Here is a 24,662-nt window from a genome sequence, read left to right on the forward strand (position 1 = left end):
CCCCATCGCTAATGACCTCATTGCAACGTTTAATGAAACCGATTTCATGTAATTATAATGCTAATAATAACCCTAAGTCAACTCAAATTAGCTATACTAGCATTTTCCTACATGATATTGATGCTGATTGAAGTGTAAATCTGTGTTTAATTGTGTTTAGAGAGCCTTTGCTTATTATCAAAAGGGCTCCCTGCTATTTTGTAATTTCCTGCTCACTTCTTCTGCCGCGTCCTGCAATTGTTTGGTTAACTTTGGAATAGAACGATCATTTATTCTGCTGGAAGGGCCAGCAATACTAACAGCAGCGATACACTCTCTTTTTCTATTCAAAACAGGAACGGATACGGAAACTACTCCTTCATGAAGTTCTTCCTTACTAACGGCCATTCCTTTCGTTTTGATTGATAGCAGTAAATTCTTGAGCTTATTAGCATCCGTTATCGTTTTTGATGTAAATGGAGTAAGTTCACTCATAAGCACCCGTTCGATCACGGACTCTTCTTGAAAAGCTAACAATATTTGTCCCGTACTCGTACAGTGAAGCGAATTTCTGCTGCCTGCATGTGACAATAGATGCACAGGATGAGCACTGTCCATCTTAAGAAGATACAAAACCTTACAATCGTTAAAAATACCAAGATGCGCCGTTTCCCCTGTCTTTTCTGCTAATTTTTCGATAATATCTATCGACAAGTGACATAAAGTTTCCTTTCTTAAGAGGGTATGGCCAAAAGACAATAGAGACGCTGCAAGCCGGTAAGATTTAGCAGATGAATCCCTGACAATGAAGCCTTCTGCCATCAATGAATGGGTTAACCGAAAAGCGGTACTTTGCCCAATCTCTAATCTATTAGCAATATTCTCTAATTGTAATTCAGGCTCTTCGATGGAAAATAAATTGAGTATTCGAAGGGCATTTCTAAACGATGAATAATGATAGTCATTAATCGCCGCATACCTCATTGTACCGTCCACTCCTTGTCAGGAATATAACCTAATCTCAGCGATACTTCATTTGCCGCTTCTTTCGTACGATCTATAAACCTATTAAAATTATCATTTTGGATGCGATCCCGTGTCCCGACAACGCTGACCGCTGCAACCACTTCCCCCGTATAGTCCCTAACTGGAGCAGCGATACTCACAGCATTCTCATGCATTTCATCGATACAAATGGAATATCCCTGTTTTTTGATATCGATTAATTGATTTATAAATACCCATGGGTCTGTCTGGCTGTTTGGACCCATTTGTGGAAGTCCGTCACTGATCATGGAGTCAATTACATTCTTTTTTTGAAAAGCTAATAAAACCTTGCCAGAACTTGTACAGGATACCGGATTCTTTTTACCGATGGAAGATAAAAGCGGAACTGGATTGGCACATTCTACTTTATGGACGTAGGTAATTTCTTTTCCTTCTAAAATAGCAACATGGGCGGATTCCCCTAAATCGGATACTAATTTTTTTAACACATCTTTCGATTCTCGGTGGATTTCTAAATGGGATGTGATAACACCGCTAATAGATAGTAACGAAAATCCAAGGCTGTATTTATTCCCCTCTTTTTGCAGGAATCCCTCTACGACTAAATCAGAAACCAATCGGCTCACGCTGCTTTTTTTCATTCCGAGTAGATTGGCTATTTCTGTAATCCCCCAGACTGGTTTTTCAATCGTAAAAAGCTGTAAAATCTGCAGCCCGGATTGGACTGATTGCAAAACTGACGTTTTTTTATGAGTCTGAACGATAATAATCACCTCAAAAGATTTCATTTGTTCCGTATATAAGAAGTTGACACTATATTTCAGAATATTTTAATTATATTATAAACCTATCAAAATATAAAACGCTTTCAATCAAAGGAGCTGAAAAATTTGAAAACACAGGTTGGAATTATTGGTGCTGGCCCAGCAGGCCTTATCCTTGCACAACTTCTTCATCTACAAGGAATTGATTCCGTCATTTTAGAGCGGAAATCAAGAGACAATATTGAGGGAACCGTAAAGGCTGGTATTTTAGAACAAACGACGATTGATATTTTAAGAGAAATGGGTGTTGGCGATCGAATGGATCGCGAGGGCCATTTTCATAATGGCAACTATTTTCAGTTTAATGGGCAAAGGAGCCATATTGATTTAAAAAAATATTCCGGCGGCAAGCAGGTCGTCGTCTATCCACAGCATGAAGTGATTATCGACCTGGTCAACGCCCGCTATGAAAATGGCAAAGATATTATTTTTGACGTGCAAGATGTCACTTTACATGATCTCAATACCAAGCAGCCAAAAATCCGCTACCGTAAAAATGGCTTGGATGAAGAACTGGTCTGTGATTTTATCGCCGGCTGTGATGGCTATCATGGACCAAGCCGCCACGCAATTCCTGACAAGTTAAGAAAGGAACATGTTCATTTTTATCAGTTTGGCTGGTTAGGAATTCTTTCCGATTCTAAACCTGCGGCAGATGAATTAATTTATGCGAACCATGACCAAGGATTTGCCTTACTGAGCACACGTACACCGATCCTGCAGCGTCACTATCTCCAAGTCGATCCATTCGATGATATTGCCAATTGGTCAGATGATCGGATTTGGACGGAATTAACCGAAAGAACGAAAACAAATGATGGCTGGCAGGTTCCAGATGGACCGATTAACACAAAAGGAATTTTTCAAATGCGCAGTTTCGTCTGTGAGACGATGCAATTTGGACGCCTCTTTATTGCCGGTGATGCCGCCCATACAGTCCCGCCTACCGGTGCCAAAGGGCTTAACCTTGCTGCTACGGATGTAAAGGTTATGGCTCGTGGAATTTCCGAGTTTTATCAAAACGGAAGTACCGATATCCTTGATCGTTATTCGGACATTTGTCTTCGTCGTGTTTGGGGCGCAGAACGCTTCTCCTATTTCATGACAAGACTGCTTCATACGAATCCAAACTATGATAGTTTTGAACGCGGGGTTCAGCTGTCAGAACTAGATTACTATACTTCCTCTGAGGCAGGCTTAACAATGATAGCTGAAAATTATGTAGGCCTACCGATTCAATGGGAACAGGCTGGGAACGTTAAGAACTTAATCAAATAAATAGGCAGTATTAGTGTGTGGAAATTTTTCGCTGATAAAATGAAATTTCCGCTGATATCTGTCCAATTTTCGCTGATAAAATAAAAAAATCGCTGATAACTATCCCAATTCCGCTGATAAGCTGTTTTTCGTTGGATTTTTAGAGTTGAATCTTAGTTAAAACCACAAAAAAAGGAATTTGACTCTCTGGTCGAATTCCTTTTTCTTTATGTTACCTCAATTTTTATTTCAACTATTCAATAAAACCCACTTTTAACTTCATAGAATGGATTTCTAGAAAAAACAGTCGGCATACCTCTTAATAATTAGTAGATTATTATTCCAGAGCACTATCCAAAAATGCTTTTAACCTCTTTTGATATTCCTGTTCCGCAACTGTATACGCCTCGGTATGACCGGCACCAGGCACAATCCATAATTCTTTTTTACTCTTGGCAGCATCATAGATTTCATAGGCCATTTCAGTCGGAACTAAATCATCTTGATCTCCATGAATAATGAAGAGAGGTAATCTATTTTTCTTGACGCTCTCCAATGCAGAGGCTTCATCAAATGTATAGCCTGCTCGCACGTTTGTAATCACGCTAGTCACGTCCATGATCGGAAAGGCCGGAAGGTGATAGAGGTACTTTAATTGATGTGATAATTCGGCTTTGACCGTTGTATAACCACTATCCTCGATAATTCCTTTTACTTCGGTAGGCAATTTTTCTCCTGATGTCATTAAGACGGTTGCTGCCCCCATTGAGAAACCATGAAGGAATATGGCGCTTTCGCTCTTCTTGTCTATTAAAAAATCAACCCATTTCACATAATCCTTTCGGTCATGCCAGCCATAACCGATGTAATCCCCTTCACTCATGCCATGGCCTCTGGCATCGGGCTTTAGAACATCATATCCCAGGTCGTAATAGTATTTTGTAATCCCTGGCATTTGTTCACTGCTGCCTTTATAGCCATGGGCTAAAATTACCGCTTTTCCGTTTGAGTTTGGGTTCTTCAAATAGCGCCCTTTTAATGTTAACCCATCATAGGATTTAATTTGAACGATTTCAAATTGCTGCTCTTCGGTCCATTTCATAATCTCAGCTAATTTTTCTTGCTGCTCTTTTGTTCCTTTTATACTAGCAGCAACTGCACTGCTCCCGCCTCCGTGGAGAGCCGGCCCGTCTTGGCTTCTTTTTATTCCGACATTATAAAAATAGTTCCCCCCGATTCCGAGACCTATTACAATTATAAGGACAACAGTAATGGTTATTCTTAACAATCTTTTTTTCAATTTTATTCCCCCGACTCTCTCTCCAGCTTTCTTATCTATATATTAGAATTTCATCTGTGATTTGCTTTTAAGCTGTTCTACAACCCAAGAACACCATTTAGCATACTCCTCTTCATATCCAATTCCGCGTTTAATTGCGAGGTAACTGCCGAAGAACTGTGAATCTGGCCTGCTATCCTCTCTATTCCACATCTCTTCAATCCATATTAAAATTTGCTTATAGTGTTCAAGTCGTTCTAAATGCTTTTTCTCATGATCACGGAATAATGCAATTGCTTCCTCCTCTTCTTTTGCCGCCCACAAACTATAAGCTTTCAGGACCAGCTCGTCACGAATGGAAGGAACCTCCATGGGTTCTGTAATCCACTGAAGAAGATATTCTTTTCCTTCTTTTGTAATGGTATATATCTTTTTTGTAGGTTTCTCCTCTTGTTGGACGGTTTGGTATGTTAAGAATCCTTTTTCCTCCAACTTAGATAATTCAGTATAAATCTGGCTATGGCGTGCTTCCCAAAAAAAGCCGACCTGCTTTTTCATGCACTGAGCAAGGTCATATCCAGACATAGAATCTCGTGCAAGCAAGCCTAATAATGCGTAACCAAGTGTTGACATCATGCCCACCTCCCTATATTCATGATAGTTGATAGTTTTTCTATGTCAAATTTTATTTATGACAAAAGTTACATGTTAACTTTTATATATGTCAACATTGACATATAATATAAATTTACTTAATATTATGATAATAAATAAGATTTATTGGAGGGATTGGGATGTTTATTTCAGTAACCCGAATGCATTTAAAGAGCCCTACTAAACTACCTATTTTCTTTTGGCACGCATTTAAATCAATAGTACAATCCAAAAAATCGGAAGGATTACTGTACTCATCTACCAATAAGGAAGATTTTCTAACTTATTGGACACTTACTGCGTGGGAAAGTGAAGCAAATATGAGGAATTACCGCAATAAAAGTAATCATTTAAAGGCTATGAAGAAGGGAAAGCACATGGCTGATCAACTTGACTATATTCATTGGGAAGGAGAAAAGGTTCCAACCTGGCCTGATGCTATGCAGAAACTTCAAGCAGTAAACGGCAGGTTATACTAATTTTATTTCTTTTTCTTAAATCTCTGATGGCAACCACAAAAAAGCATTCACGAGAATGCTTTTTCTTTTTATATAGGAATAACCTCAGCCTCGCTTTGGTTTAAATGTTTTACAACAGGTTTCGGCTGAATGGACAGCTGTATCTTTATGATTTTTTTCACCTAACTCGGCAGACATTTCTGTATCGTATCTAGCGTGGTTATCTAGTTCAACCATAATTTTTTCGGCTGTACATACATTTCCTTCACCATAATAGGAACAGTTGGCAATTGCACAAGAAACTTCTACTTTGGGCATATTCGTACCTCCCTTTTTGTAACCTTTGAATTACTATTTTCTTCAAACAACAACTTTTCATGCAATTTTTAATATCATAATTTGCAGCAGCAACTTTTTTATTTCTTCCATGTGTTATGAACTTCTCTTATCCCGAATTATTTTTTAAATAACCTATATCAAAACTCAATATCATTTCTATATAATGGTATTAATGAGAACAATTTATCAGGATAAAAGGAGGAGTGTACTTGACGAAGGAATCTATAATGGTCATTGAGGATGATGAAAAGATCGCTCGACTTTTGGAAATAGAACTTCAATTCGAAGGCTATTCGGTATCAAAGTTCCTTGATAGTCCTCAGGCTTTTGAGGCGTACCTGTCAGGTAAGTGGGATTTAATCCTGCTGGATGTCATGCTTCCAGGGCAAAGCGGCATCGAGTTCCTGCGGCGAATTCGCTTAAACGATCCGAATACACCGGTTATCTTATTAACTGCAAAAAGCTCTGTGGAGGATAAAGTCACAGGCCTTGATTTTGGCGCCAATGATTATATTACAAAGCCGTTTCAAATAGAAGAACTCTTAGCAAGAATCCGTGCCGCACTCCGAACAAAAAAAGTGGATGAAACCACAATTGAAGCTGGTTGGATTAACTATTCAGATTTAGCCATCAATCAAAAAACCAGAGAAGTCATTCGGGGAACAGCCGCGATTGACCTTACACCCAGAGAATATGATTTGCTTCTCTATTTAGCGGCCAATAAACGGCAGGTTTTGAGCAGGGAGCAAATATTAGAAGCGGTTTGGGGATATGATTTTGCAGGTGATACAAACATCGTTGATGTTTACATCCGCTATATAAGGAAAAAGATTGACCTTCCTGATAAACAGGCCCTAATACATACTATCCGAGGTGTTGGATATGTGTTGAAGGAAGTAAAATGAAGCTTCGGAATAAAATTAATCTCTTTACTGCTTTCTTATTCACCGCCTTGCTCATCATCATGAATCTAACTATTTATTTTTTCTTTCATAAATTAATCCTTGATAGTGAACTGACTACAGCAAAAAAAGAAATGGAAAAGGTTACCCAAGATATTAGCCGATCTTTAAACACCCTTCCATTGGATGCGCTTTTAAGGACATATGTCCCTATTAATGGGATGATCCAGATTATCCCCCAAAATAATAGTGTAGAATCGACTGTAACAAGTCCCACGGAAAAAGCTTTAAGTCAGAAAAAGACCGATTTTTATCAGCGGGAAATGAATAAAATCATCTATTCGGGCCAGAAATCCTATACCTTCGAATCCATGCCGATTATCCTTCCTGATGGATCTGTAGCCAATCTTCAAATCACCAAGAGCATTGAAACAGCCGCAAAAAATTTAGTTATTCTTCGCAATGTATTATTGACGGTCACCCTAATTGCCTTCCTTACAGTCATTACTTCAAGCAGGATTCTTAGTAACCTCATTACCCAGCCAGTTATTTCAATGATTAACACCATGACAGAGATTAAAGATAAGGGTCGGTTTAAGAGAATTCCTTTAAAAAATCATTCAAAGGATGAGCTTTCTCAGATGGGAGAAACCTTTAACCATATGATTGATTTATTAGAGGAAAACTTTCAAAAACAAACGGAATTTGTTTCTAATGCCTCCCATGAACTGAAGACACCCTTAACCATTATTGAAAGCTATGCAAGTTTAATTAAAAGAAGAGGGTTGACCGATCAAGCAATCCTTTTGGAATCTATTGAAGCCATCCATTCGGAAGCGATTCGAATGAAGGAAATGACTGAACATTTATTATTGCTGGCTAAACAGCCTGAGCAGTGGAATATTCAAAAAGACAAGATTATTCTTAATACACTAGTGGAAAATACTGTGAATTTATTCCAGAAAGCCTATCATCATCCCATTGCTTTTGTTTCAGATACGTCCTTGGTGATCGAGAATGATGAAAAAAAATTAAAACAGTTACTTTTTATCTTTCTTGATAATGCCAGAAAATATAGTAGTCAGAGTATCAAAGTTACAACAGGCATCCAGAATAACAAGGCTGCGATTAAAATTATTGATCAGGGAATTGGCATTCCAAAGGAAGAGCTCCCAAAAGTTTTTGACAGGTTCTATCGAGTAGATAAAGCACGCAGCCGAAATCAAGGCGGAACAGGCCTAGGCTTATCCCTTGCAAAAGAAATTGCTGAGGCAATCCATATTAACATTCTGATTGAGAGTGAAGAAGGAATGGGTACCACGATAACTCTCTTGGTCTAAGGTGGGCTTGCCCCCCTTTTTTATTCTCAGCATTTTCTAATTTATTTAATGGATAATGGTGGGAAAACGGAAAAGTAAGGTGAAAAGAATGAAAAAAAAATATTGGTTATGGATAATCCTCGGTGCTCTTTTGTGTATCACAATCCTTGTTTGTGTGCAGCAATTGACTAGCTCCCTCTCAACACCAGGTCCTCTCACTTCTAAAGCAGCAAAGGAACTTGTCCAAAACAGATACCAAGGCACAGTTACCCAAATTCAATTATCAAATGATCGATATATCATCAAAATGAAAAAAGATAACAGCATGTATAATATAAAGCTGGATGCCAACACAGGTGAAATCCTATCCATGTCAAACTCAGAAAACTCGGGTCAAACATCAGCCCAAGAAGTCACTGAATCTGAAGTTAAAAGAATCATCAGCGAAAAAACAAAAGGAACCATCTTATCCATCGCCAAAGTGACCGAAAACGGAAAACAAATCTACAAAGTCATCGTCAAAGAATCCAACATACAAACACTGTATACAGTAGATGCGGTGACAGGCACCATTCTTACTATTTCGACTAATGAAAGGGTGGAAACTGCTAAGAAATTGACGGAAGCGGAAGCCTCGCAGCTTGCATTAAAGCAGGTGAGTGGCTTGGTGGATGAGGTTCTCTTTGAAACTGGAGATGGTCAAAGCTATTATCTGGTTAAGATAAAGACAAAAGATGAAACAGAAGCTACGGTTCAGGTTCATGCGATTTCGGGTAAGATTATGTCCATTTCCTGGGACAAGGATTCCAATCATGATTCTAATGATGATTAAAGTCAATAAAACAGTCATTCTCAGCATTTTTTAATGTCTCTCTTCAGTTTGTTCTCATTTTTTGTGGATATTCTGTAAATGTAGAACAACAACAAAGGGAGGATAAAGAAATGAAAAAGAAACTTTTAATTGGATCCTTATCGGCTTTTCTAGTTTTAGGCGGTGCAGTTGCTGCAACAGCGGCGAGAGATGGAGGTATTAAATCTGAACATGGAACCAGCAGCTCTCAATGGAAGATCCTCAATCACGACAAACAAGATGACAGTAACACTAGTAATAACAGCTATAGTGATGATGGCGTGAAACATGATCAATTTGATGACAGCAATAACCGGATCAATGACTCAAAACATAGTGGATTGGACGATGGTCCCAACCATGATATAAACGATGACAGCAATAACCGAACTGACGACGGAAAAAGTAAAGGAAGCGACGATGGCCCGAACCACGATATAAACGATGACAGTAAAAACTAATAAACAACACTACTATATCTTAAGCAATTAGAGGAACATGCCTCACATGGGTATCATGTGAGGCATGTTCCTATTATGAAAAAACAAGCAATTTTGGATGTTAAATATTAACATTCTATTTATATATTTATAGACAATTGGTATACTATCTTTATAGTTTCGAGTGAAAGAGTGGTTTATTTGATTTTAGACATTAATTCCAAACCGATAGATTTTCACCAATTGATTGAACACTCCTTTAATTCCATTCTGATTGTTGAGACATCTGGTCAAATCGTCTATTGTAATAAAGCTTGTTTTGACTTACTAAAATTAACAAAATCAGCAGATATCATTCATCAGGATATTCGCCAATTCCTTCCTCCTGATTTTCAGAAAATCTGTATGGAACTTTTAACAAATATCCATGATAATCAAAAAACAATTAAAGCGGAAGTAAAGATGCTGGGGAACGATGGAGAAATCATTGATATTGACTCCTTGGTTGCACCTTTTCATTTGGAAAACCAAATATATGTTCAAATTATTATGCAAAACATAACCGATCGTAAAAAAACTGAGAAAGAATTAAATGATCGAGAAAAATTGGCTTCCCTTGGCCAAATAGCGGCAGGTATCGCTCATGAAGTTAAAAACCCCCTAACCGCAGTTAAAGGTTTCTTACAACTAATCAAAGAATCTGATACAAATCCTTATCTAGATATAATGGAAGATGAGTTAAACAAAGCCTTATCTACTTTAGAGAATTTACTGCATGTTTCTAAACCAGATTTATTAAATGAACCATTAGTGACCATTGACTTATGCAAAGAATTGTCCTCATTAATAAATCTATTTCAAGATAAACTATATAACATTGAACTCAAAGTGCATTTAATTTATTCGGAGCATAAGATGATCGGCAAAAGGAACTTACTCCAGAAAGCATTTTTTAATCTGATTAAGAATGCGATTGAGGCTCTTGAAGAAGGTAAAGGAACCATTACGATCGAACATTACTATGAAGATGAATCGATTCATATCGTCATCAGTGATTCAGGCGTAGGTATACCGCAAGAAAAAATTAAAATGTTAGGAACGCCTTTCTTTACGAGTAAACCGGAAGGAACTGGCCTTGGACTAACACAAGTAGTTACAACCATTCATGAACATGATGGAAAAATATCTTTTCAAAGTGAAGTTGACAAAGGAACGACCATTTCTATCCAACTTCCAGTCAGAAGAAATATATAACTAGTAGAAAAAAGACAACAAAAGCAGAGGCAAAAACCCCTGCTTTTGTTGTCTTTTTGTGTTATTTTAACGACTTATTTTTTTAAAAGAGAAAAACCTTCACCAATGGCTGGATTCACGCTGGTTATCAGCTTGTTAACTGCACTAAACAAAGCTTTTACCGAAGAGGTCATAATATCCGCATCAATTCCACAGCCCCAATAAACCGAACCATCTACCGCTGCAAAACCTACATAAGAAACAGCATTTGCTTCCGAACCTATTTCTAAGGCATGTTCCTTATAAACTAAATTTTTAAAATGAATACCCAAGATCGCCTGAAGTCCGTTGCTAATCGCATCAAGTCTTCCATTCCCTGCACCAGTAAACTCGTGAACCTCGTTATTAATTTTAATGGCTACATTCGTTTCATACCGGTTATTTTGAGTATATTGGTAATTGATAAATTCAACAGGGCTGGAAATATTCACATATTCTTGGATGAATATGTCATAGATTTCACTTGGCATAAGCTCCTTGTGCATCCGGTCGGAAACATCTTTCACACTGTATCCAAAGCTCTCACGCATCTCGATAGGCAGATCAAGTCCATAATTCTGCATAAGCACATATCCGATGCCGCCCTTTCCAGACTGGCTATTAATCCGGATAATATCTCCTTCATACTGTCTCCCGATATCTTTTGGATCGATCAATAGATATGGTACACTCCAATACTCATTCTCTCTTTCCTCGCGCCACTTCATTCCCTTGGCAATGGCATCCTGATGGGATCCTGAGAAGGCAGTGAAGACCAGTTCGCCGCCATACGGGTGTCTTTCATGAACCTTCATTCTTGTCAATTTCTCATACTTGGCAAGGATATGATAGATATTTTCAAAATTAAGATTTGGATTCACTCCGTGTGAGTACATATTTAAGGCTAGGGTGACGATGTCTACGTTTCCTGTCCGCTCACCATTTCCAAACAGTGTTCCTTCGACCCTCTGCGCTCCTGCAAGCATACCCAGCTCCGCATCGGCTACCCCTGTTCCCCTGTCATTGTGCGGATGGAGGGAAAGAATCACATGGTCCCGGTAGTTTAGATGATCACTCATATATTCAATCTGACTCGCATAAACATGCGGCATGGACATGGAAACTGTTGCTGGAAGATTGATAATTACCTTGCTGTCAGCATCAGGCTGCCATACATCCAATACCCGGTTACAGATTTCAAGCGCAAACTCCATTTCTGTCCCAGTGAAGCTTTCTGGCGAGTACTGAAACCGGAAATTCCCCTCCGTTTCAGCAGCGTATTTTTTAACCAATTCCGCACCCGTTACAGCGATATCAATAATCTCTTCCTCCGTCTTTTTGAAAACCTGCTCACGCTGAGGAACCGATGTTGAATTGTAAAGGTGTACCACAGCTTTCTTTGCGCCTTGAAGCGATTCAAACGTTTTTTTGATGATATGTTCTCTTGACTGAGTCAACACTTGAATCGTCACATCATCGGGGATTAAATCTTGTTCAATCAACGTACGAAGGAAAGTATACTCGGTTTCAGAGGCAGCAGGAAAACCAACCTCTATTTCTTTGAATCCAACTTCTAAAAGCAGTTGAAAATATTCCAGCTTCTCCTCTAGACTCATAGGCACAATCAAGGCCTGATTTCCATCTCGAAGATCCACACTGCACCATGTTGGGGCTTCTTCGATGTATTCCTTTTCTGTCCATTTTAAGCTTTTGACTGGAGGCATAAAATAACCTCTGGAATATTTTTCAACGTTTCTCATTTTTATAGACCACCTTTTATAAATTGTCATTCGATTTAAAATTAAAAATAAAAAAGCCTATCATCTCATAAGAGACGACAGGCTTTGCCTACGTGGTACCACTCTTCTTGATTCGTATCACAACCAAACGAATCCGCTTTATGATCTGATTACGAGATCAACCGTTAAGACCTACCTATCGGCCTTACCACTCCTGGGTGAGTTGGGGGAGTTATTGACTGTCTTTCACCAACCGACAGCTCTCTAAAACAATAAGGGTCCCTTAATACTCCCAATCATTGTGTTTATTTTTAAAATTTTCTTTATTTTAATATTCTTTTGATTATCAGTCAACCCGTTTCATCAAATTGAATAAGCAATATTCAAATTTTTTTGTATAATAGTGATAGTACTACCTTTTCTTTTACATTAGGAGGTGTTTTTTTGAAAAAGAAGAAACTAAAGAGCGGAAAGAAAACCTCATTAGGATTATTAGGTACAATAGCTGCCATTTTATTAGGAAAATTAAAATACCTCTTAGTCATTTTTAAGGTACTTAAACTGCAAACCTTATTGAGTTTGTTTATTTCCCTTGGATCCTATGCTTTGTTTTTTGGCTGGAAGTTTGCTTTAGCTCTAGTCTATTTATTATTTGTTCACGAAATGGGCCATGCCTATGCAGCTAAACGGATTAAACTTCCAGTCAGCCCGGCTATTTTTATCCCTTTTATGGGTGCCGTTATTGGAATGAAGGAAATGCCGAAAAGTGCCAAGGAAGAGGGATATGTGGCGTATATGGGCCCTTTATTTGGGTTGTTATCCTTTTTACCTGCCATTCCATTGTATTGGTATACTCATGAACCATTTTGGGCTCTCTTAATAATATTGGGCGGGATGATCAATCTATTTAATTTAGTGCCGATCACACCGTTAGATGGCGGGAGGATTGCAGCTGGGATAAGCACTAAACTTTGGGGCTTAGGGATTATCTTATTGTTGGCTTATTCAGTCATAAATCTTAGTTTACTAGGGTTCCTAATTGTTATTTTGGGTTCAAGAGAATGGTATAAATTATATAAAAAACAGAAAAGTTTACATAATGATAAGCTGGAAATCCAAGAACTCGAACAGGCTCTACTACGATTAAAACAAGAATCTCATGATTTGGACCTGATTGATCAAACGACAAGAAACGTAAAATCGAAAATATCCAACCAAGAGATCATTAACCTATTGAATCGATTAAGTACGGTCATTGGAAAAATGAAAAAGGATCTCTATCTCCAACAATTATCAGGCACCTATTCAATTAGCGAAGAAGATAGCTATGATCATCAACATTTAATTAAACCGATTCTTGATGATTTTGAAAATAAATTAGCAGAATATAAATTAGAGGTTAAGACGACGGAAACCTATTATAAAACTGATAAAAAAACGAAAGTACAATTATTCTTAATTTATATTGGATTAGTCCTTGCACTCTCATTTAGTTATTATTATGGAAATGAAATACTGTTGAACCATCCAGAAATACAGAAAGCAATGAGTAGATAATCATCTATCAAAAAAGATTAAAGCCAATGGTTGGACACCATTGGCTTTAATAATTACCTTATTATAATTAAAGTGTTTCCGATTCTTCTAACCGGAAACCTTCCACGACTACATCTTCATCGATTTCGAGCAGCAGGCACCGTTTCCCTTGGAATGTAATGTATTTTACGTATTTAAGATCTTTCGGGTCAATCGTAACATTGGCTACCTTCGTTTCAATCTTAATCGTTTTCGGGACTAAACTGCTGGCCTTGAATTCGTGTTTTTCATCATCTACGATGGCCTTAAGAGCATGTTCCACTTTGGCCGTCTCCACATTTTCCACACCGCTTACCGTTAAGATTCGTTCGATATCCTTTGAGTCCAATGTAGGGATTTCACTTTCTTCATTCTCGAGATTTTCTTGAACCAGCTTATCGATTTCCTCATACACGTTGGAGATCACCCGGGAATCCACTTGATCCCCTATCACTTCTTTTAAGATAAAGTCGAAGCAGTCCTTATCTTCTTGCGCAGTGATAATCTCTTCACAGTTGAGTACTTCCTCCATAAATTTAAAATCGGGTTGATTTGCTTTCCCTGTATAGTAAAGGATACGGTTTACATCTGCTGCATTGTCATTTAAAGCAGGGAAAAGGAATCCTGTTAATGGAGAATCTAAATTAATAATCGGATCAAAGACGTTGTAGGATTTATACTCCTTCTCAATATAATCAAACATCAAGGCTTTTTTTGGCACATCCGTTTTATTGAGACTGCAAAGAATAAACGCGTTAGAATAGACCTGATCATCCCCTCCTTCTTCAGATTCCGCATTACGTTTTCTGGTTGGTTTGCGATATTCTCCCCGGATAAACGTCACCACGGTATCAAATTCATAAACCGTGGCAGCAAACATTTTCACAACGATTTCAAGCATGTATTCTTTCCAATCTTCCGTTGTCTCTTGTTGTAATCCTTCGAAAAGGAACATTTGGGTACTGTCTTCTACATCCCGGATAAATTTCAGCTCAAACAGTTTAGCATCAAGTTGACCTGTCAGCACTTTTTTAAAGTTGGCTAAAAACAATTCTTGTGCTTCTTGTTCCAGCATTTGAAACGGCTGACTGACTTGATGATAAATCTCACCTGACTCTTTTTGTACATAAACGTTAAATATCTCTAGGATTTGCAGGTTGTAGTTATCTAGCTTAAATTGTTTTCGAATATTAGCGATATCTTTTTTATTCATTCATTTCAACTCCCATCCCTGATTATACCTTTCAGACAAAAAAATAGTAATACTAGACAGCCCAGATTTTTTTCAGCATGATTAAAACTAATGGGTACATTTTATAGCAGGGTCCCAGCAATAAAAAACCCCCCTTCTCGAAACAAGAGTGGGGGCTTGGATAATTTTTAATTTTCTGATTAGGCCATCAATAGTAGCTATATCTCTTCATTTTCTCAATCAAGTACTGAAATCCATATAATAAATAGGCTTTATAGTGTAAATAAATAAAAAATTGTATATGATTGATCCGGCCTAGACCGATAATTTTTAATTTATTAAGGACATCAATGAACAGAAAAGCAAAAAGTCCATCAAAAATCACATTAAGCAAGGCGAACTTTTTAAAGTTTCCAAATGAAAACTTAAGAAACCACATTGAAAGCGGCATATAGGGACCCACACTAAAAGGAAGTTCATCCCTCATAAAGGATCTTCGCTTATCGTAAAACTTCCACCACTTTCTCTTATGTCCATATAAATGATTAATGATTTCAAAAATAACAATAAAAACGCCCGCCAAGGAATACCGTTTAAAACTGCGCTTTCCGATAAATAACAAGGTTAGCCATGGAAGGATTATGATTGAAAGATTGAAAACAAAGTGCCTTTTTGTCACTCCTTTTGCCGCCATAAACGATTTCACCTCAGCCAATTTTTCTATGCCTTTTTAAGGTGTCCCAAATTTGTAAAAATAAACCACCAATAATAAGTGGTTCACTTCCCTTCATTCCCAGTACTGGCTGCCTGGATTTGATCTGATTCGTATACATGGCTGCCCTGCATACCATTTTGTGCTGCTTGAAGCATTGACTTTGCCACAGTTCTCGCATGAACAGGTTTATACTTCCGCAATGGTCCAGTAAATAGTGGAGAAACCAAACCAGAAACAACTGTTGAAACCCGCTCCCCCAATCGAAACTCCTCTCGGTTCCCAAGCAAAAGAGATGGACGAAAAAAGTGCAGGGCCGGAAGTTTTAATTCCAAGAGCCCCTCTTCTACTTCTCCCTTTACACGGATGTAAAACGTGCGTGATTTTGGATTTGCCCCCATCGAAGTGACAATTAAGAATTGCTTTGCTCCCTGTGCTTTTGCCAATCGGCCTAGTGCCAGCGGATAAGAATAGTCTACCTTGCGAAAAGCCTCCTGGCTTCCTGCTTTTTTAATGGTTGTGCCAAGGGTGCAATACACATCTGCCCCACTCAGGTCCACATGAGACTGCTCCAATTGATCAAACTCTATGATCTCCTCATGAAACTTTGGATGAGAAATACCTGTTGAACGCCGTACAAGAAGTGTGACAGAAGTATATCGCGGCTCTGTCAGCAGCAGCTGTACGAGCTCCTTACCTATCAATCCGGTTGCCCCTGCAACAACCGCTTTTTGATTTACCATTCCAAAAACCTCCTGTACATTTAGATACCTCAATCAGGTTCCAGGAATCCATCCTGCAATTTCTAAAATAGTAATGACAATTTCAATCACAATGAGAATAACCACAATCCACTCGACAAACAGACCTCGTATCGAGTGGCTGATGGTAGAAAAACCATCGATGATGTTATATAAAATTTCCGTTTTACTTTTTAAAATCTTATGACGGTCGCTCAATTCAAAGAAATCCATCATTTTGTCGTAAAATTCGCTGGCATTACTGCTTGTCCACGTGATATCAGGCTTATCCAGTATCATAATATAGGCTAGCGTATTATAGTCATGTCGCAATATTTTTGCGGTTGTTCTAGCCAGTTCTTTATTGCCGATTCTCAGTTTCCCTCGTTCCAGACGATCAATCATCGTTTCCAGCCGATCGTGAATAACCCCTAATTGTTCTTCCGTTTTCTCAAGGGCTACAGATTTTGCGAGAACGGTGGAAATTAACTCAGGATAGAAGGACTCATACTCAGGTACAATGACATATTCGTCAGTCAACTCAAGGCTCTCAGTCGTCTCACTTATGTGAAGGCTATAGTCATCCGTATATCGGAAAATGTTTCTGAGATCCATGTCAGGTTCGAAGGTCCGCAGGTAATTTAAAAATATCTTTATTTCTTCTTCATTCGAATGATTAATAAAGACAACACTTCCAAACGAAAACACCAGCACACTTTTGGAGTCATCCACTTTTTTACCAAGAATGGATTGAAGGATCGTGCCTTTCAGCCTCAAAGGCTCTTCCCATGTGAATTTTTTAGGTATTCCACATTGTAAAGCGATTTTGTTTAAATCAATTTCATTCGTGATAGCAATTGCTTTAAATGAAATATCCACCATTTTTATATCACTCTTTCCCAAATTGGTCATTCTTACATTTAATTCTATTTTTATTAACAAATCAATACAAGTTATTAAATCTTGCAAAGCACAAAAAAAAGAGATGCATCAACATCCCTTCCTCCTATTTTGCCAAGTTAAATTAATTGATTTTTCCTTTTCAGAATGACATATAAGACAATACTGCATATTGAACATATAAGAGCTAGAACACCAATAAATCCGTACCCAGCCTGTAATCCCAAGGCCTCGTTTACTTTTTCACTATCATTCTTGAATAAACTGCTAATAAAATCGATAATATAGCCAATCAATAGGTTCCCTATGACACTAGCAATTCCCATAAGTGTAACTGTAAAAGTTATCGCTGTTCCTGTACCTTTTGGGTAACGTTTAGCCAAAAGTGCCATAACGGTAGGATAAATTAATGCAATACCCACTCCCGAAATCGCAAATAGAATCGCTCCTTTTTCGCCTGATATAATCGCTGCTATACTGCATATACCTGAAAAAGCGGAAGCAATAATAATCGATAAAGTAAAGCCAATCTTGTCTGTAACTGTACCTAATAATAGCCTTGCGAGCATAAAGAATAGAAAAAACATCGACAGCATTCTAGAGGCATCGCTGATACTCCAACTATAAGTTTTTACCAAAAACTGTACAAGCCAGCTTCCAACTGCCATTTCAGAAACCACACCGAAAGAAAGAATAGCAACGATGAGCCACGCAATGGGATCACGGAGAAGAGACTGATAGGAAGTCGTTTCTACATGTTCTTCATGAGTTTCCTTTGAAAATTTGCCCAATAGAGAAGGAATGATAGGCAGGATTGACAGCAGTAAAACAAAAAAATACATACCACGCCAACCGAGTTCCCCTCCAAACATGTTCCAGCCCATTAAAGAAGCACTTATCGTTGGGGCTACGGTGGAACTAAGCCCATAAAAAAAGTGAGATAAATTCATCATCATGCCGGTATTTTTAGTGAAAATTTGGGCTGCCATGATACCCAGACCAATTTCAAGCATACCATTTCCAATATAAAGTAAAAAGAATGAAGCTGAGAGAGATGGGAAAGTGGATGATAAATAAATCACACCCCCCGCTATTGCCATGGATAAAAAGGCCGTAACTCCGGTCCCCTTGATGCCTATTTTATTAGTTAATGCCGAGGTAAATGAACAAGCAAGAAGATAGCCCAAAGAATTTAAGGCTAATAGGATCCCAATTTGTGACTGACTTAAATGAAGTTCCGTTTGGATGATCGGAATTGCAGGGCCTTTTATATTTTCTGATAATCCAAAGATCAGAAAACCGCCAAATACGATACTTATTAGTACATAATAATTGTATTTCGGGTTCATCCGAGAGAGTGAGCCCATTTTTTCAGTACGAACAGTTGGTTGTTGTGAAGTCATAAAATGTCCTTTCTTTTTTAAGAAATATATTATTCTCTAGAAATAAGTGTTCCCTATAAATCTATCCTTCTTTAAGTTCATGTACCCGCATATAGTGTGATAAGTATTGAATCGAAGTCGAGATGAACATCCGGTTTTAGTAATGGGTGATCACGCAGGCAGTAAAAAAGCAACATTTCTGTAAAGGATGTGTGGGCAGTGGATTTAAATACTTTTATCAAATTATACCAAGAATTTTTAAAAGATTGTGAACAAAAAGGCTGGATGGTTGAGGTATTAATAGAAGAATTCGGAAATTATCTCGCCGCCATCACAAATTTCGAAGGAATTGAAGTGCAGTTTTATATTGAGCTGGACCAAGAAAATTGTGTACAACTTAGCAATACTACTAATCAAAGCCGGCTCGATTATGGCGTAATAAGAGACCAAGGAGAAGCAGACTTATTTGCCAAAGAAGTATTGGATCAATTCCACCAGTATTGGGTAAATCATTTACCTAAGAGGTATTCAAGCTTTATTCTCTATAAAAGATAATTCATAATAAATCTGTGAAGATATAATTGGGAATTATATCTTCTTTTATTTTTCTGCTAAAAAAAAGAGGATTAGGAAACCTAAAACTAAAATGGAAACTTTTATAGCTGGAGGGTTCACAATTGAAATTAAGTGTACTGGATCAATCTGTCATATGCAAAGGTGATTCGGCAAGCACTACCTTACAAAAAACGGTCAAACTTGCTCAATTAACTGAGGAATTAGGATACACTCGCTTTTGGGTGGCCGAACATCATAATACCAATGGAATCGCTGGCTCCTCTCCTGAAGTGCTCATTTCGCATATAGCTTCCAATACTAAAAAGATCCGTGTCGGCTCAGGAGGAGTATTACTTCCCCAGTATAGTCCTTATAAGATTGCCGAAAACTTCAAGGTATTAGAAGCCTTATTTCCGAATCGAATTGATGCAGGGATCGGCCGTTCCCCTGGCGGTTCCACGGCAACACGGCTGGCGCTCACAGATGGTTTAAGAAAAAGCTTGAATGAATTCCCTCGACAAGTTCAGGACTTGCAAAGTTTTTTACAAAACTCTATTCCAGAAAGCCACCCTTTCCATGATGTAAATGCCTACCCGGTTACACCAAATGTACCGGAACTATGGTTATTGGGTATTACGCACAGGGGGGCAAGACTGGCTGCAGAAAATGGAACAGCTTTTACTTATGGGCATTTTATCACACCAGTAAATGGACAGAGGGCTATGGAATATTATTTTAAGCATTTTCGTCCCTCGCCCTTTTTGGCACAGCCTAAGGCAAATGCATGCATCTTTGTTGTTTGTGCCACTACACAGGATCAAGCGGAAGAATTGGCGTTAAGTCAGGACTTATGGCTATTAGCCGTTGAAAAAGGTCTTGATACGAGAATCCCGTCCATTGAAGAAGCAAAGAAGATCCCTTTAACATCTGATGAACGATTGAAGATACAGGAAAATCGAAAACGGATGATTATTGGTACCCCGGAAAAAGTTAAAACAGAAATTCTTCAGTTGTCTGAAAGGTACATGACTGAAGAATTCATGATCATATGTAATATACATAATTTTGAGGATAAAATTAGAAGCTACCAATTGTTAGCTGAGACCATTCTATAAAAATTAAACATATAATTCCCGTTCAATCAGGGAAGTAGTTAAACCAACGGCAGCAATTGCCACACAAGAATAAAGGATTCTGTCTGAGGGAAGGACAGTAAAACCTGCCAGAACAATGAGTCCATCAATTAATATGATGATCACTGCAATATTTATGGAAAAATTGGAGGAGATCATTTTAGCAAGTAAATCCGTTCCTCCAGTACTTGTCTTATATCGAAGCATAAGACCAACACCCGTTCCTATCACTACTCCTCCGATTAATGCACCTGAAAGTGTTGAAACGTCAATCTGATAACGAAGGGGAGAAAGGAAATCAATAAATAGAGAAGAGAACAACAGCCCTTGTACATTACTAAAAAAAGATCTTTTTTCATTTTTTGAAGCAATTAAACAGATGGGGAGACTCAAAGCTGCCATTATCATTCCAGTCTGAAAGTCAAAGAAGTAATGCAGGATTAATGCAACTCCAAGGATCCCGCCGTCAATTAAATGATTAGGCACAAGAAACCCGTTTACGCCTATTGCTAAGAGAAAGCTGCCAATAATAGTAGCCATAAATTGCTGGATAATAAGGATCACCTTGTTCTGTCTTTTTAATCTATAAATATGTAGATAAAGGAAGATTAAGAATAAGATACCTGTAAGAATAAAAAAGTATGAATTACTAAATAGAACTTAGCCGATTTTAATAAAAAACAATTACATTTCTGAAATATTTATTTTGTTATTAAGTCATATTATATATGTGTGAAATCAGAAAAGCCTTCGGCAGATATCCCCAATGGATTTCTTCTGGTTATTCCACAAAAAAAGGGCTGCTGAGTATATTAGCAGCCCCTTTTTCGGTAAGTATCAGTCCTCAAATTTAAATTTTGGTAATCTTTCTAATGTTTCCACTTCCGGTAGGTCTTCCTGCTTTACTTTGGATTTTTTTATCCTGAAGGAAATTAATATTCCGACCAAAAGAACCGCAAGTAACAGCAAAAGAAAAACCATTAGTAATCGCTCCCTTCCATTAAAAATTTCATCCGCCTTAGAATATATGCTGAGACAGCTTGTCATTTTAATTTCAATAATGTAAAAATTATTTTACAGTTAGTTAACTTTCATGATTATTGCTGCCAAAAAAATAAGCCATAACCATACAGTATCTTAATGAAATACTGCATACTTATGACTTATTTGTTCGAATTTTATTTTACGCGTATTTTATGCCTGCCACTTTAATATTATTTTTATCAGCGGAGCAACAAGGTGTTACTGCATAGGTCATTTCACATTTTGGACAGTTCATTACGATTGTTTGTAATGTAAAAGTCTCTCCGCACTCACACGTAATCTCGTGAGCCACTGTCGGTGCAAAATTTTCCTTTCCCTTACTCTTCACATGATCAACAACAGCTTTTCCATCAACTAATTTCGAAGTACAACCGCAGCTCATTTTTAACCCTCCAACTAGACTAAGTAATGTATGTTCAGAATATCACATAATTATCAAAAGCTCTGTGTCAAAAAAGCAACAGATTGTACCAAACTGCTCCTTTTCTCCCCCCGCTTAACTTCTTCCATCCCCCTTTATAAATGGACCATTTATAAAATTAACAGGTGCGCAAATCAATTGTTAATTACAATTTTTTCAAAATGAATTAAAGAATAAAGAATTTTCTTCTGTACATTCTATTAAATGCTTGACCAACATCAACATACAAGGGGGATATTTATGAGCGACTTCTTAGGATTATTCAGTGATGACAATACACAAAATGCAGCAAATCAAAATAGCCAGACTGATTCAAGTAACCAAGGGAACGATACCACTTCATCTACCCAGAGTAATCAAAATGACGGTACACTACAACTTCATAAAGAAGAGTTAGACATTTCAAAAAATAATGTAGATGCTGGAGAAGTAGTGATTTCAAAGGATGTAGTTGAAGATCAAAAAACGGTGGATGTTCCTGTCATGCATGAAGAAGTTGTTATAAAGAGAACCCCATTGAATAATGAACGAAGCGATTCATCGTCTATCTCGCAGGAAACCATCACCATTCCTGTTTCTCAGGAAGAAGTGGAAGTAAATAAGTATGCGGTAACGACTGAAGAAATCTCCGCTTCTAAGCGTCAAGTCGAGGAAACACAACAAATCCAAGAGACGCTTAAACGCGAAGAAGCTCATGTTGATACAACTGGAAGTGTGAATATCGTTTCCGATTCGTCAAGCTTTAGCGATATAAATAACAGCTAAGAACAAAAGCGCCTATTCATTGCATGGCAATGATTAGGCGCCCAGTTTTTCAATGGAGGGAAATTTAGTTGACTGAACAGCAGAATTCACCAATTAACCAACAAGATGATGTAACACTCCAACTGCATAAGGAAGAAATAGAGATAAAAAAGAAGTGGGTTGAAACAGCCGATGTAACGGTCTATAAGAAAAAATATACCGAGGAAAAGCAAATCCTGGTTCCAATCATCCGCGAAGACCTAATTATTGAGAAAAAGGTAGTAAGTCCAGAAAATCCTGCGGATACAAAATTAGAAACGATTCGTATTCCTTTATCTGAGGAACGGATTGAAGTTACATTGACACCAGCCTTACTGAATGATGTTGAAGTTTATAAGAATCAATTTGAAGAGCTTATCCAGATTCAGGAAACTCTAAAACATGAAAAAGTCCACATTGATACGGTAGGAAATGTGAAAGAAGTTGACCAAGATCAAATATAATCAAGCCTTTCTTGTATCCATCGTTTCCAGGTAATCTTTCTTGGTCATCTTCCTAGGTAGGGATAATTTTCTAGCTGCTCTCGAATAATAAAGAAAAACAGCTAAAGGAGTATTCCCGTGAAGCAACTATTCATAAATATCCTATTACTTCTCCTCGTTATTTCTCTCGTCACTTTTTTTGATATCATTCAAGGCCTAGGAGTTGCCGAAACACTTCATTGCTTTTTAATAATTAAGCAAATGTTTACTGGTGAGGAGTGGTTTCTTACCTTTTTGTTAATTTTTCCGCTGATTTGCACTAAGCTCAACAAAATTTCACAAAAAAGGTACTCCTCGAAATCTATGATTGAGAAATAAACTTTTGTTTCATTATAGCAATAAGCAACAGGGTGACAGGTATGATTATTTGAAACGGAAGATGCAGGTAATACGGGACATATTTGATCCCCTCATTTAAATGGTCAATATAATTGGAAGCAATGACACGCGCGGTAATTAAAACTATGATCCCTAAAGGGTAGATCAACTTTTGCGGATGTTCTATCTTAAACACATCTACCGCCCCAATAATGGCACAAAAGAAAAAGACTGTTATTTTTACAAATCCTAAAATTACCATACTAATGATAACAACGATATCTAATCGCTGGACAAAATCAGCAATGTTAATGTAACCAACAGCGGTAAGAATGGGAAATGCTGAACGAGAAGTAATATCTGCACCAGCTATTAAAATGTTTAAGAGAGAAAAAATCAACAAAACAATCCCACTCAAGCTAACCCCTAAAATCCCTATTTTGCGAGCACTTTCATGTTTGTTTAAGAAAGGTAATAACATGGTAAAGGTAATCATTTCACCGAACGGGAACGTAATAGTAGCAGGAAAAAATGTTTTAAAAATTGGCTGCCAACCGTTTTCTAATACTGGTTGGAGATGTTTAAAGTTTATAACCCCACTAGCCACTTCAAAAATTATAAGAAGCAGAAGAATCGATATAATGACAAAGAGACAGAGTTCTGAAATCCGAAAAAACACTTCGATCCCTTTATATGCAGCGTACATCACACACATAACCATGATAATACCAATCGAAATTAGTGAACTTCTTGGGTAGGCCGTTATAACTAAGAGTTCTTCGAAATCACGTAAAATCCTCGAAGCGATGTAAATAAAGTAGACTACATATAAAAGAGCCAATATTTTCCCTACATACCGCCCGACTATTTTTTCAAGGTAACTGGTTAACGGCAAAGATGGAAACATATGATTTAACTTTAAAAATACAAAATAAAGTCCACAGCCAAAGACAATTCCCATTGATATGGTAATCCATGCATCCTGCTTAGCTTCACCAGCCATTCCTAATAGGATGGCACTCCCTAATTCAAATAAAAAAATCACACTAAACAACTGAAACCCATTAATTTTTGCCTGTCCCAA

26 protein-coding genes and 1 other annotated feature are annotated in these 24,662 nt (G+C 37.7%); of the genes, 12 read left to right on the plus strand and 14 right to left on the minus strand.

The window, feature by feature from the left end:
• Positions 1 to 177: 177 nt before the first annotated feature.
• Together GXK58_RS19055 and GXK58_RS19060 are read right to left on the minus strand one after the other, a co-directional pair.
• On the minus strand, positions 178 to 963 hold the full coding sequence (locus tag GXK58_RS19055; RefSeq protein ID WP_160724761.1) for an IclR family transcriptional regulator: 786 nt from the start codon (positions 961 to 963) through the stop codon (positions 178 to 180).
• On the minus strand, positions 960 to 1,775 hold the full coding sequence (locus GXK58_RS19060) for an IclR family transcriptional regulator (RefSeq protein ID WP_160724762.1): 816 nt from the start codon (positions 1,773 to 1,775) through the stop codon (positions 960 to 962). The genes GXK58_RS19055 and GXK58_RS19060 overlap by 4 nt, the downstream gene beginning before the upstream one ends.
• Before the next feature lie 102 nt (positions 1,776 to 1,877).
• On the opposite strand from GXK58_RS19060, the gene GXK58_RS19065 reads away from it, so the two are divergent.
• A complete protein-coding gene (locus tag GXK58_RS19065) occupies positions 1,878 to 3,089 on the plus strand; it encodes a 4-hydroxybenzoate 3-monooxygenase (protein WP_160724763.1) in 1,212 nt (403 codons plus the stop codon).
• A 316-nt stretch (positions 3,090 to 3,405) separates the two neighbouring features.
• On the opposite strand, the gene GXK58_RS19070 is transcribed toward GXK58_RS19065, so the two are convergent.
• Positions 3,406 to 4,368 (minus strand): alpha/beta hydrolase, encoded by a 963-nt coding sequence (locus tag GXK58_RS19070; protein WP_160724764.1) that lies wholly within the window; start codon positions 4,366 to 4,368, stop codon positions 3,406 to 3,408.
• A gap of 42 nt (positions 4,369 to 4,410) precedes the next feature.
• Complete coding sequence (locus GXK58_RS19075; protein WP_160724765.1) at positions 4,411 to 4,983, minus strand: PadR family transcriptional regulator; 573 nt, start codon at positions 4,981 to 4,983, stop codon at positions 4,411 to 4,413.
• 158 nt (positions 4,984 to 5,141) lie between these two features.
• Here GXK58_RS19075 and GXK58_RS19080 point away from each other — a divergent pair, with 158 nt between their 5' ends.
• Positions 5,142 to 5,480, plus strand: coding sequence for a DUF3291 domain-containing protein (locus GXK58_RS19080; protein WP_160724766.1), 339 nt, complete (start codon positions 5,142 to 5,144; stop codon positions 5,478 to 5,480).
• An 84-nt stretch (positions 5,481 to 5,564) separates the two neighbouring features.
• Here the strand turns inward: GXK58_RS19080 and GXK58_RS19085 are convergent, their stop codons facing one another.
• Positions 5,565 to 5,777 carry a DUF1540 domain-containing protein gene (locus GXK58_RS19085; RefSeq protein ID WP_160724767.1) on the minus strand — a complete coding sequence of 71 codons (213 nt, stop codon included), beginning with the start codon at positions 5,775 to 5,777 and terminating at the stop codon, positions 5,565 to 5,567.
• 248 nt (positions 5,778 to 6,025) lie between these two features.
• Here GXK58_RS19085 and GXK58_RS19090 point away from each other — a divergent pair, with 248 nt between their 5' ends.
• The 5 genes from GXK58_RS19090 (at position 6,026) to GXK58_RS19110 (ending at position 10,563) form a co-directional block, all read left to right on the plus strand.
• A complete protein-coding gene (locus tag GXK58_RS19090; RefSeq protein WP_272928165.1) occupies positions 6,026 to 6,703 on the plus strand; it encodes a response regulator transcription factor in 678 nt (225 codons plus the stop codon).
• Positions 6,700 to 8,040 (plus strand): sensor histidine kinase, encoded by a 1,341-nt coding sequence (locus GXK58_RS19095; protein WP_160724769.1) that lies wholly within the window; start codon positions 6,700 to 6,702, stop codon positions 8,038 to 8,040. Before GXK58_RS19090 ends, GXK58_RS19095 begins: the two co-directional genes overlap by 4 nt.
• An 88-nt stretch (positions 8,041 to 8,128) precedes the next feature.
• Positions 8,129 to 8,851 carry a PepSY domain-containing protein gene (locus tag GXK58_RS19100; protein ID WP_160724770.1) on the plus strand — a complete coding sequence of 241 codons (723 nt, stop codon included), beginning with the start codon at positions 8,129 to 8,131 and terminating at the stop codon, positions 8,849 to 8,851.
• A gap of 110 nt (positions 8,852 to 8,961) precedes the next feature.
• Entirely contained in the window at positions 8,962 to 9,330 is a 369-nt protein-coding gene (locus GXK58_RS19105; RefSeq protein ID WP_160724771.1) for a hypothetical protein, read from the plus strand.
• Positions 9,331 to 9,510: 180 nt separating this feature from the next.
• Positions 9,511 to 10,563, plus strand: a complete 1,053-nt coding sequence (locus tag GXK58_RS19110; RefSeq protein WP_160724772.1) for a two-component system sensor histidine kinase NtrB — start codon at positions 9,511 to 9,513, stop codon at positions 10,561 to 10,563.
• 74 nt (positions 10,564 to 10,637) lie between these two features.
• Here GXK58_RS19110 and GXK58_RS19115 read toward each other — a convergent pair whose 3' ends face one another.
• On the minus strand, positions 10,638 to 12,341 hold the full coding sequence (locus GXK58_RS19115) for a 2-isopropylmalate synthase (RefSeq protein WP_160724773.1): 1,704 nt from the start codon (positions 12,339 to 12,341) through the stop codon (positions 10,638 to 10,640).
• A 67-nt stretch (positions 12,342 to 12,408) separates the two neighbouring features.
• Positions 12,409 to 12,629, minus strand: a binding site (T-box leader).
• Between the two features lie 192 nt (positions 12,630 to 12,821).
• Between GXK58_RS19115 and GXK58_RS19120 the strand changes: the two genes are divergently transcribed.
• On the plus strand, positions 12,822 to 13,877 hold the full coding sequence (locus tag GXK58_RS19120; protein ID WP_442862489.1) for a site-2 protease family protein: 1,056 nt from the start codon (positions 12,822 to 12,824) through the stop codon (positions 13,875 to 13,877).
• 67 nt (positions 13,878 to 13,944) lie between these two features.
• On the opposite strand, the gene GXK58_RS19125 is transcribed toward GXK58_RS19120, so the two are convergent.
• The 5 genes from GXK58_RS19125 to GXK58_RS19145 form a co-directional block, all read right to left on the minus strand.
• Positions 13,945 to 15,108, minus strand: a complete 1,164-nt coding sequence (locus GXK58_RS19125) for a DUF4317 domain-containing protein (protein WP_160724775.1) — start codon at positions 15,106 to 15,108, stop codon at positions 13,945 to 13,947.
• 187 nt (positions 15,109 to 15,295) lie between these two features.
• Complete coding sequence (locus tag GXK58_RS19130; RefSeq protein ID WP_160724776.1) at positions 15,296 to 15,781, minus strand: hypothetical protein; 486 nt, start codon at positions 15,779 to 15,781, stop codon at positions 15,296 to 15,298.
• Positions 15,782 to 15,864: 83 nt separating this feature from the next.
• Positions 15,865 to 16,542 carry an oxidoreductase gene (locus GXK58_RS19135; protein ID WP_160724777.1) on the minus strand — a complete coding sequence of 226 codons (678 nt, stop codon included), beginning with the start codon at positions 16,540 to 16,542 and terminating at the stop codon, positions 15,865 to 15,867.
• A 33-nt stretch (positions 16,543 to 16,575) separates the two neighbouring features.
• Positions 16,576 to 17,421, minus strand: a complete 846-nt coding sequence (locus tag GXK58_RS19140; protein WP_160724778.1) for an RMD1 family protein — start codon at positions 17,419 to 17,421, stop codon at positions 16,576 to 16,578.
• Positions 17,422 to 17,558: 137 nt separating this feature from the next.
• Entirely contained in the window at positions 17,559 to 18,788 is a 1,230-nt protein-coding gene (locus GXK58_RS19145; protein ID WP_160724818.1) for an MFS transporter, read from the minus strand.
• Between the two features lie 252 nt (positions 18,789 to 19,040).
• Between GXK58_RS19145 and GXK58_RS19150 the strand changes: the two genes are divergently transcribed.
• Positions 19,041 to 19,376, plus strand: coding sequence for a hypothetical protein (locus tag GXK58_RS19150; RefSeq protein ID WP_160724779.1), 336 nt, complete (start codon positions 19,041 to 19,043; stop codon positions 19,374 to 19,376).
• A 122-nt stretch (positions 19,377 to 19,498) separates the two neighbouring features.
• Entirely contained in the window at positions 19,499 to 20,491 is a 993-nt protein-coding gene (locus tag GXK58_RS19155) for an LLM class flavin-dependent oxidoreductase (protein ID WP_160724780.1), read from the plus strand.
• 3 nt (positions 20,492 to 20,494) lie between these two features.
• Here GXK58_RS19155 and GXK58_RS19160 read toward each other — a convergent pair whose 3' ends face one another.
• Together GXK58_RS19160 and GXK58_RS19165 are read right to left on the minus strand one after the other, a co-directional pair.
• Positions 20,495 to 21,073: a YitT family protein gene (locus tag GXK58_RS19160; protein WP_237389718.1), complete on the minus strand. Its 579-nt coding sequence runs from the start codon at positions 21,071 to 21,073 to the stop codon at positions 20,495 to 20,497.
• 619 nt (positions 21,074 to 21,692) lie between these two features.
• Entirely contained in the window at positions 21,693 to 21,935 is a 243-nt protein-coding gene (locus GXK58_RS19165) for a hypothetical protein (RefSeq protein WP_160724781.1), read from the minus strand.
• Between the two features lie 279 nt (positions 21,936 to 22,214).
• On the opposite strand from GXK58_RS19165, the gene GXK58_RS19170 reads away from it, so the two are divergent.
• Both GXK58_RS19170 and GXK58_RS19175 read left to right on the plus strand, forming a co-directional pair.
• The gene (locus GXK58_RS19170) at positions 22,215 to 22,739 is read left to right on the plus strand and encodes a YsnF/AvaK domain-containing protein (protein ID WP_160724782.1); all 525 of its coding nucleotides are present in this window, start codon (positions 22,215 to 22,217) and stop codon (positions 22,737 to 22,739) included.
• 68 nt (positions 22,740 to 22,807) lie between these two features.
• Positions 22,808 to 23,221, plus strand: a complete 414-nt coding sequence (locus GXK58_RS19175; RefSeq protein WP_160724783.1) for a YsnF/AvaK domain-containing protein — start codon at positions 22,808 to 22,810, stop codon at positions 23,219 to 23,221.
• Positions 23,222 to 23,561: 340 nt separating this feature from the next.
• Here GXK58_RS19175 and GXK58_RS19180 read toward each other — a convergent pair whose 3' ends face one another.
• Positions 23,562 to 24,662, minus strand: coding sequence for a GerAB/ArcD/ProY family transporter (locus tag GXK58_RS19180; RefSeq protein ID WP_160724784.1), 1,101 nt, complete (start codon positions 24,660 to 24,662; stop codon positions 23,562 to 23,564).

Origin of the sequence: Bacillus sp. USDA818B3_A, from assembly GCF_009928415.1 — a bacterium.
In the GTDB taxonomy this organism is placed as follows: Bacteria; Bacillota; Bacilli; order Bacillales; family Cytobacillaceae; genus Neobacillus.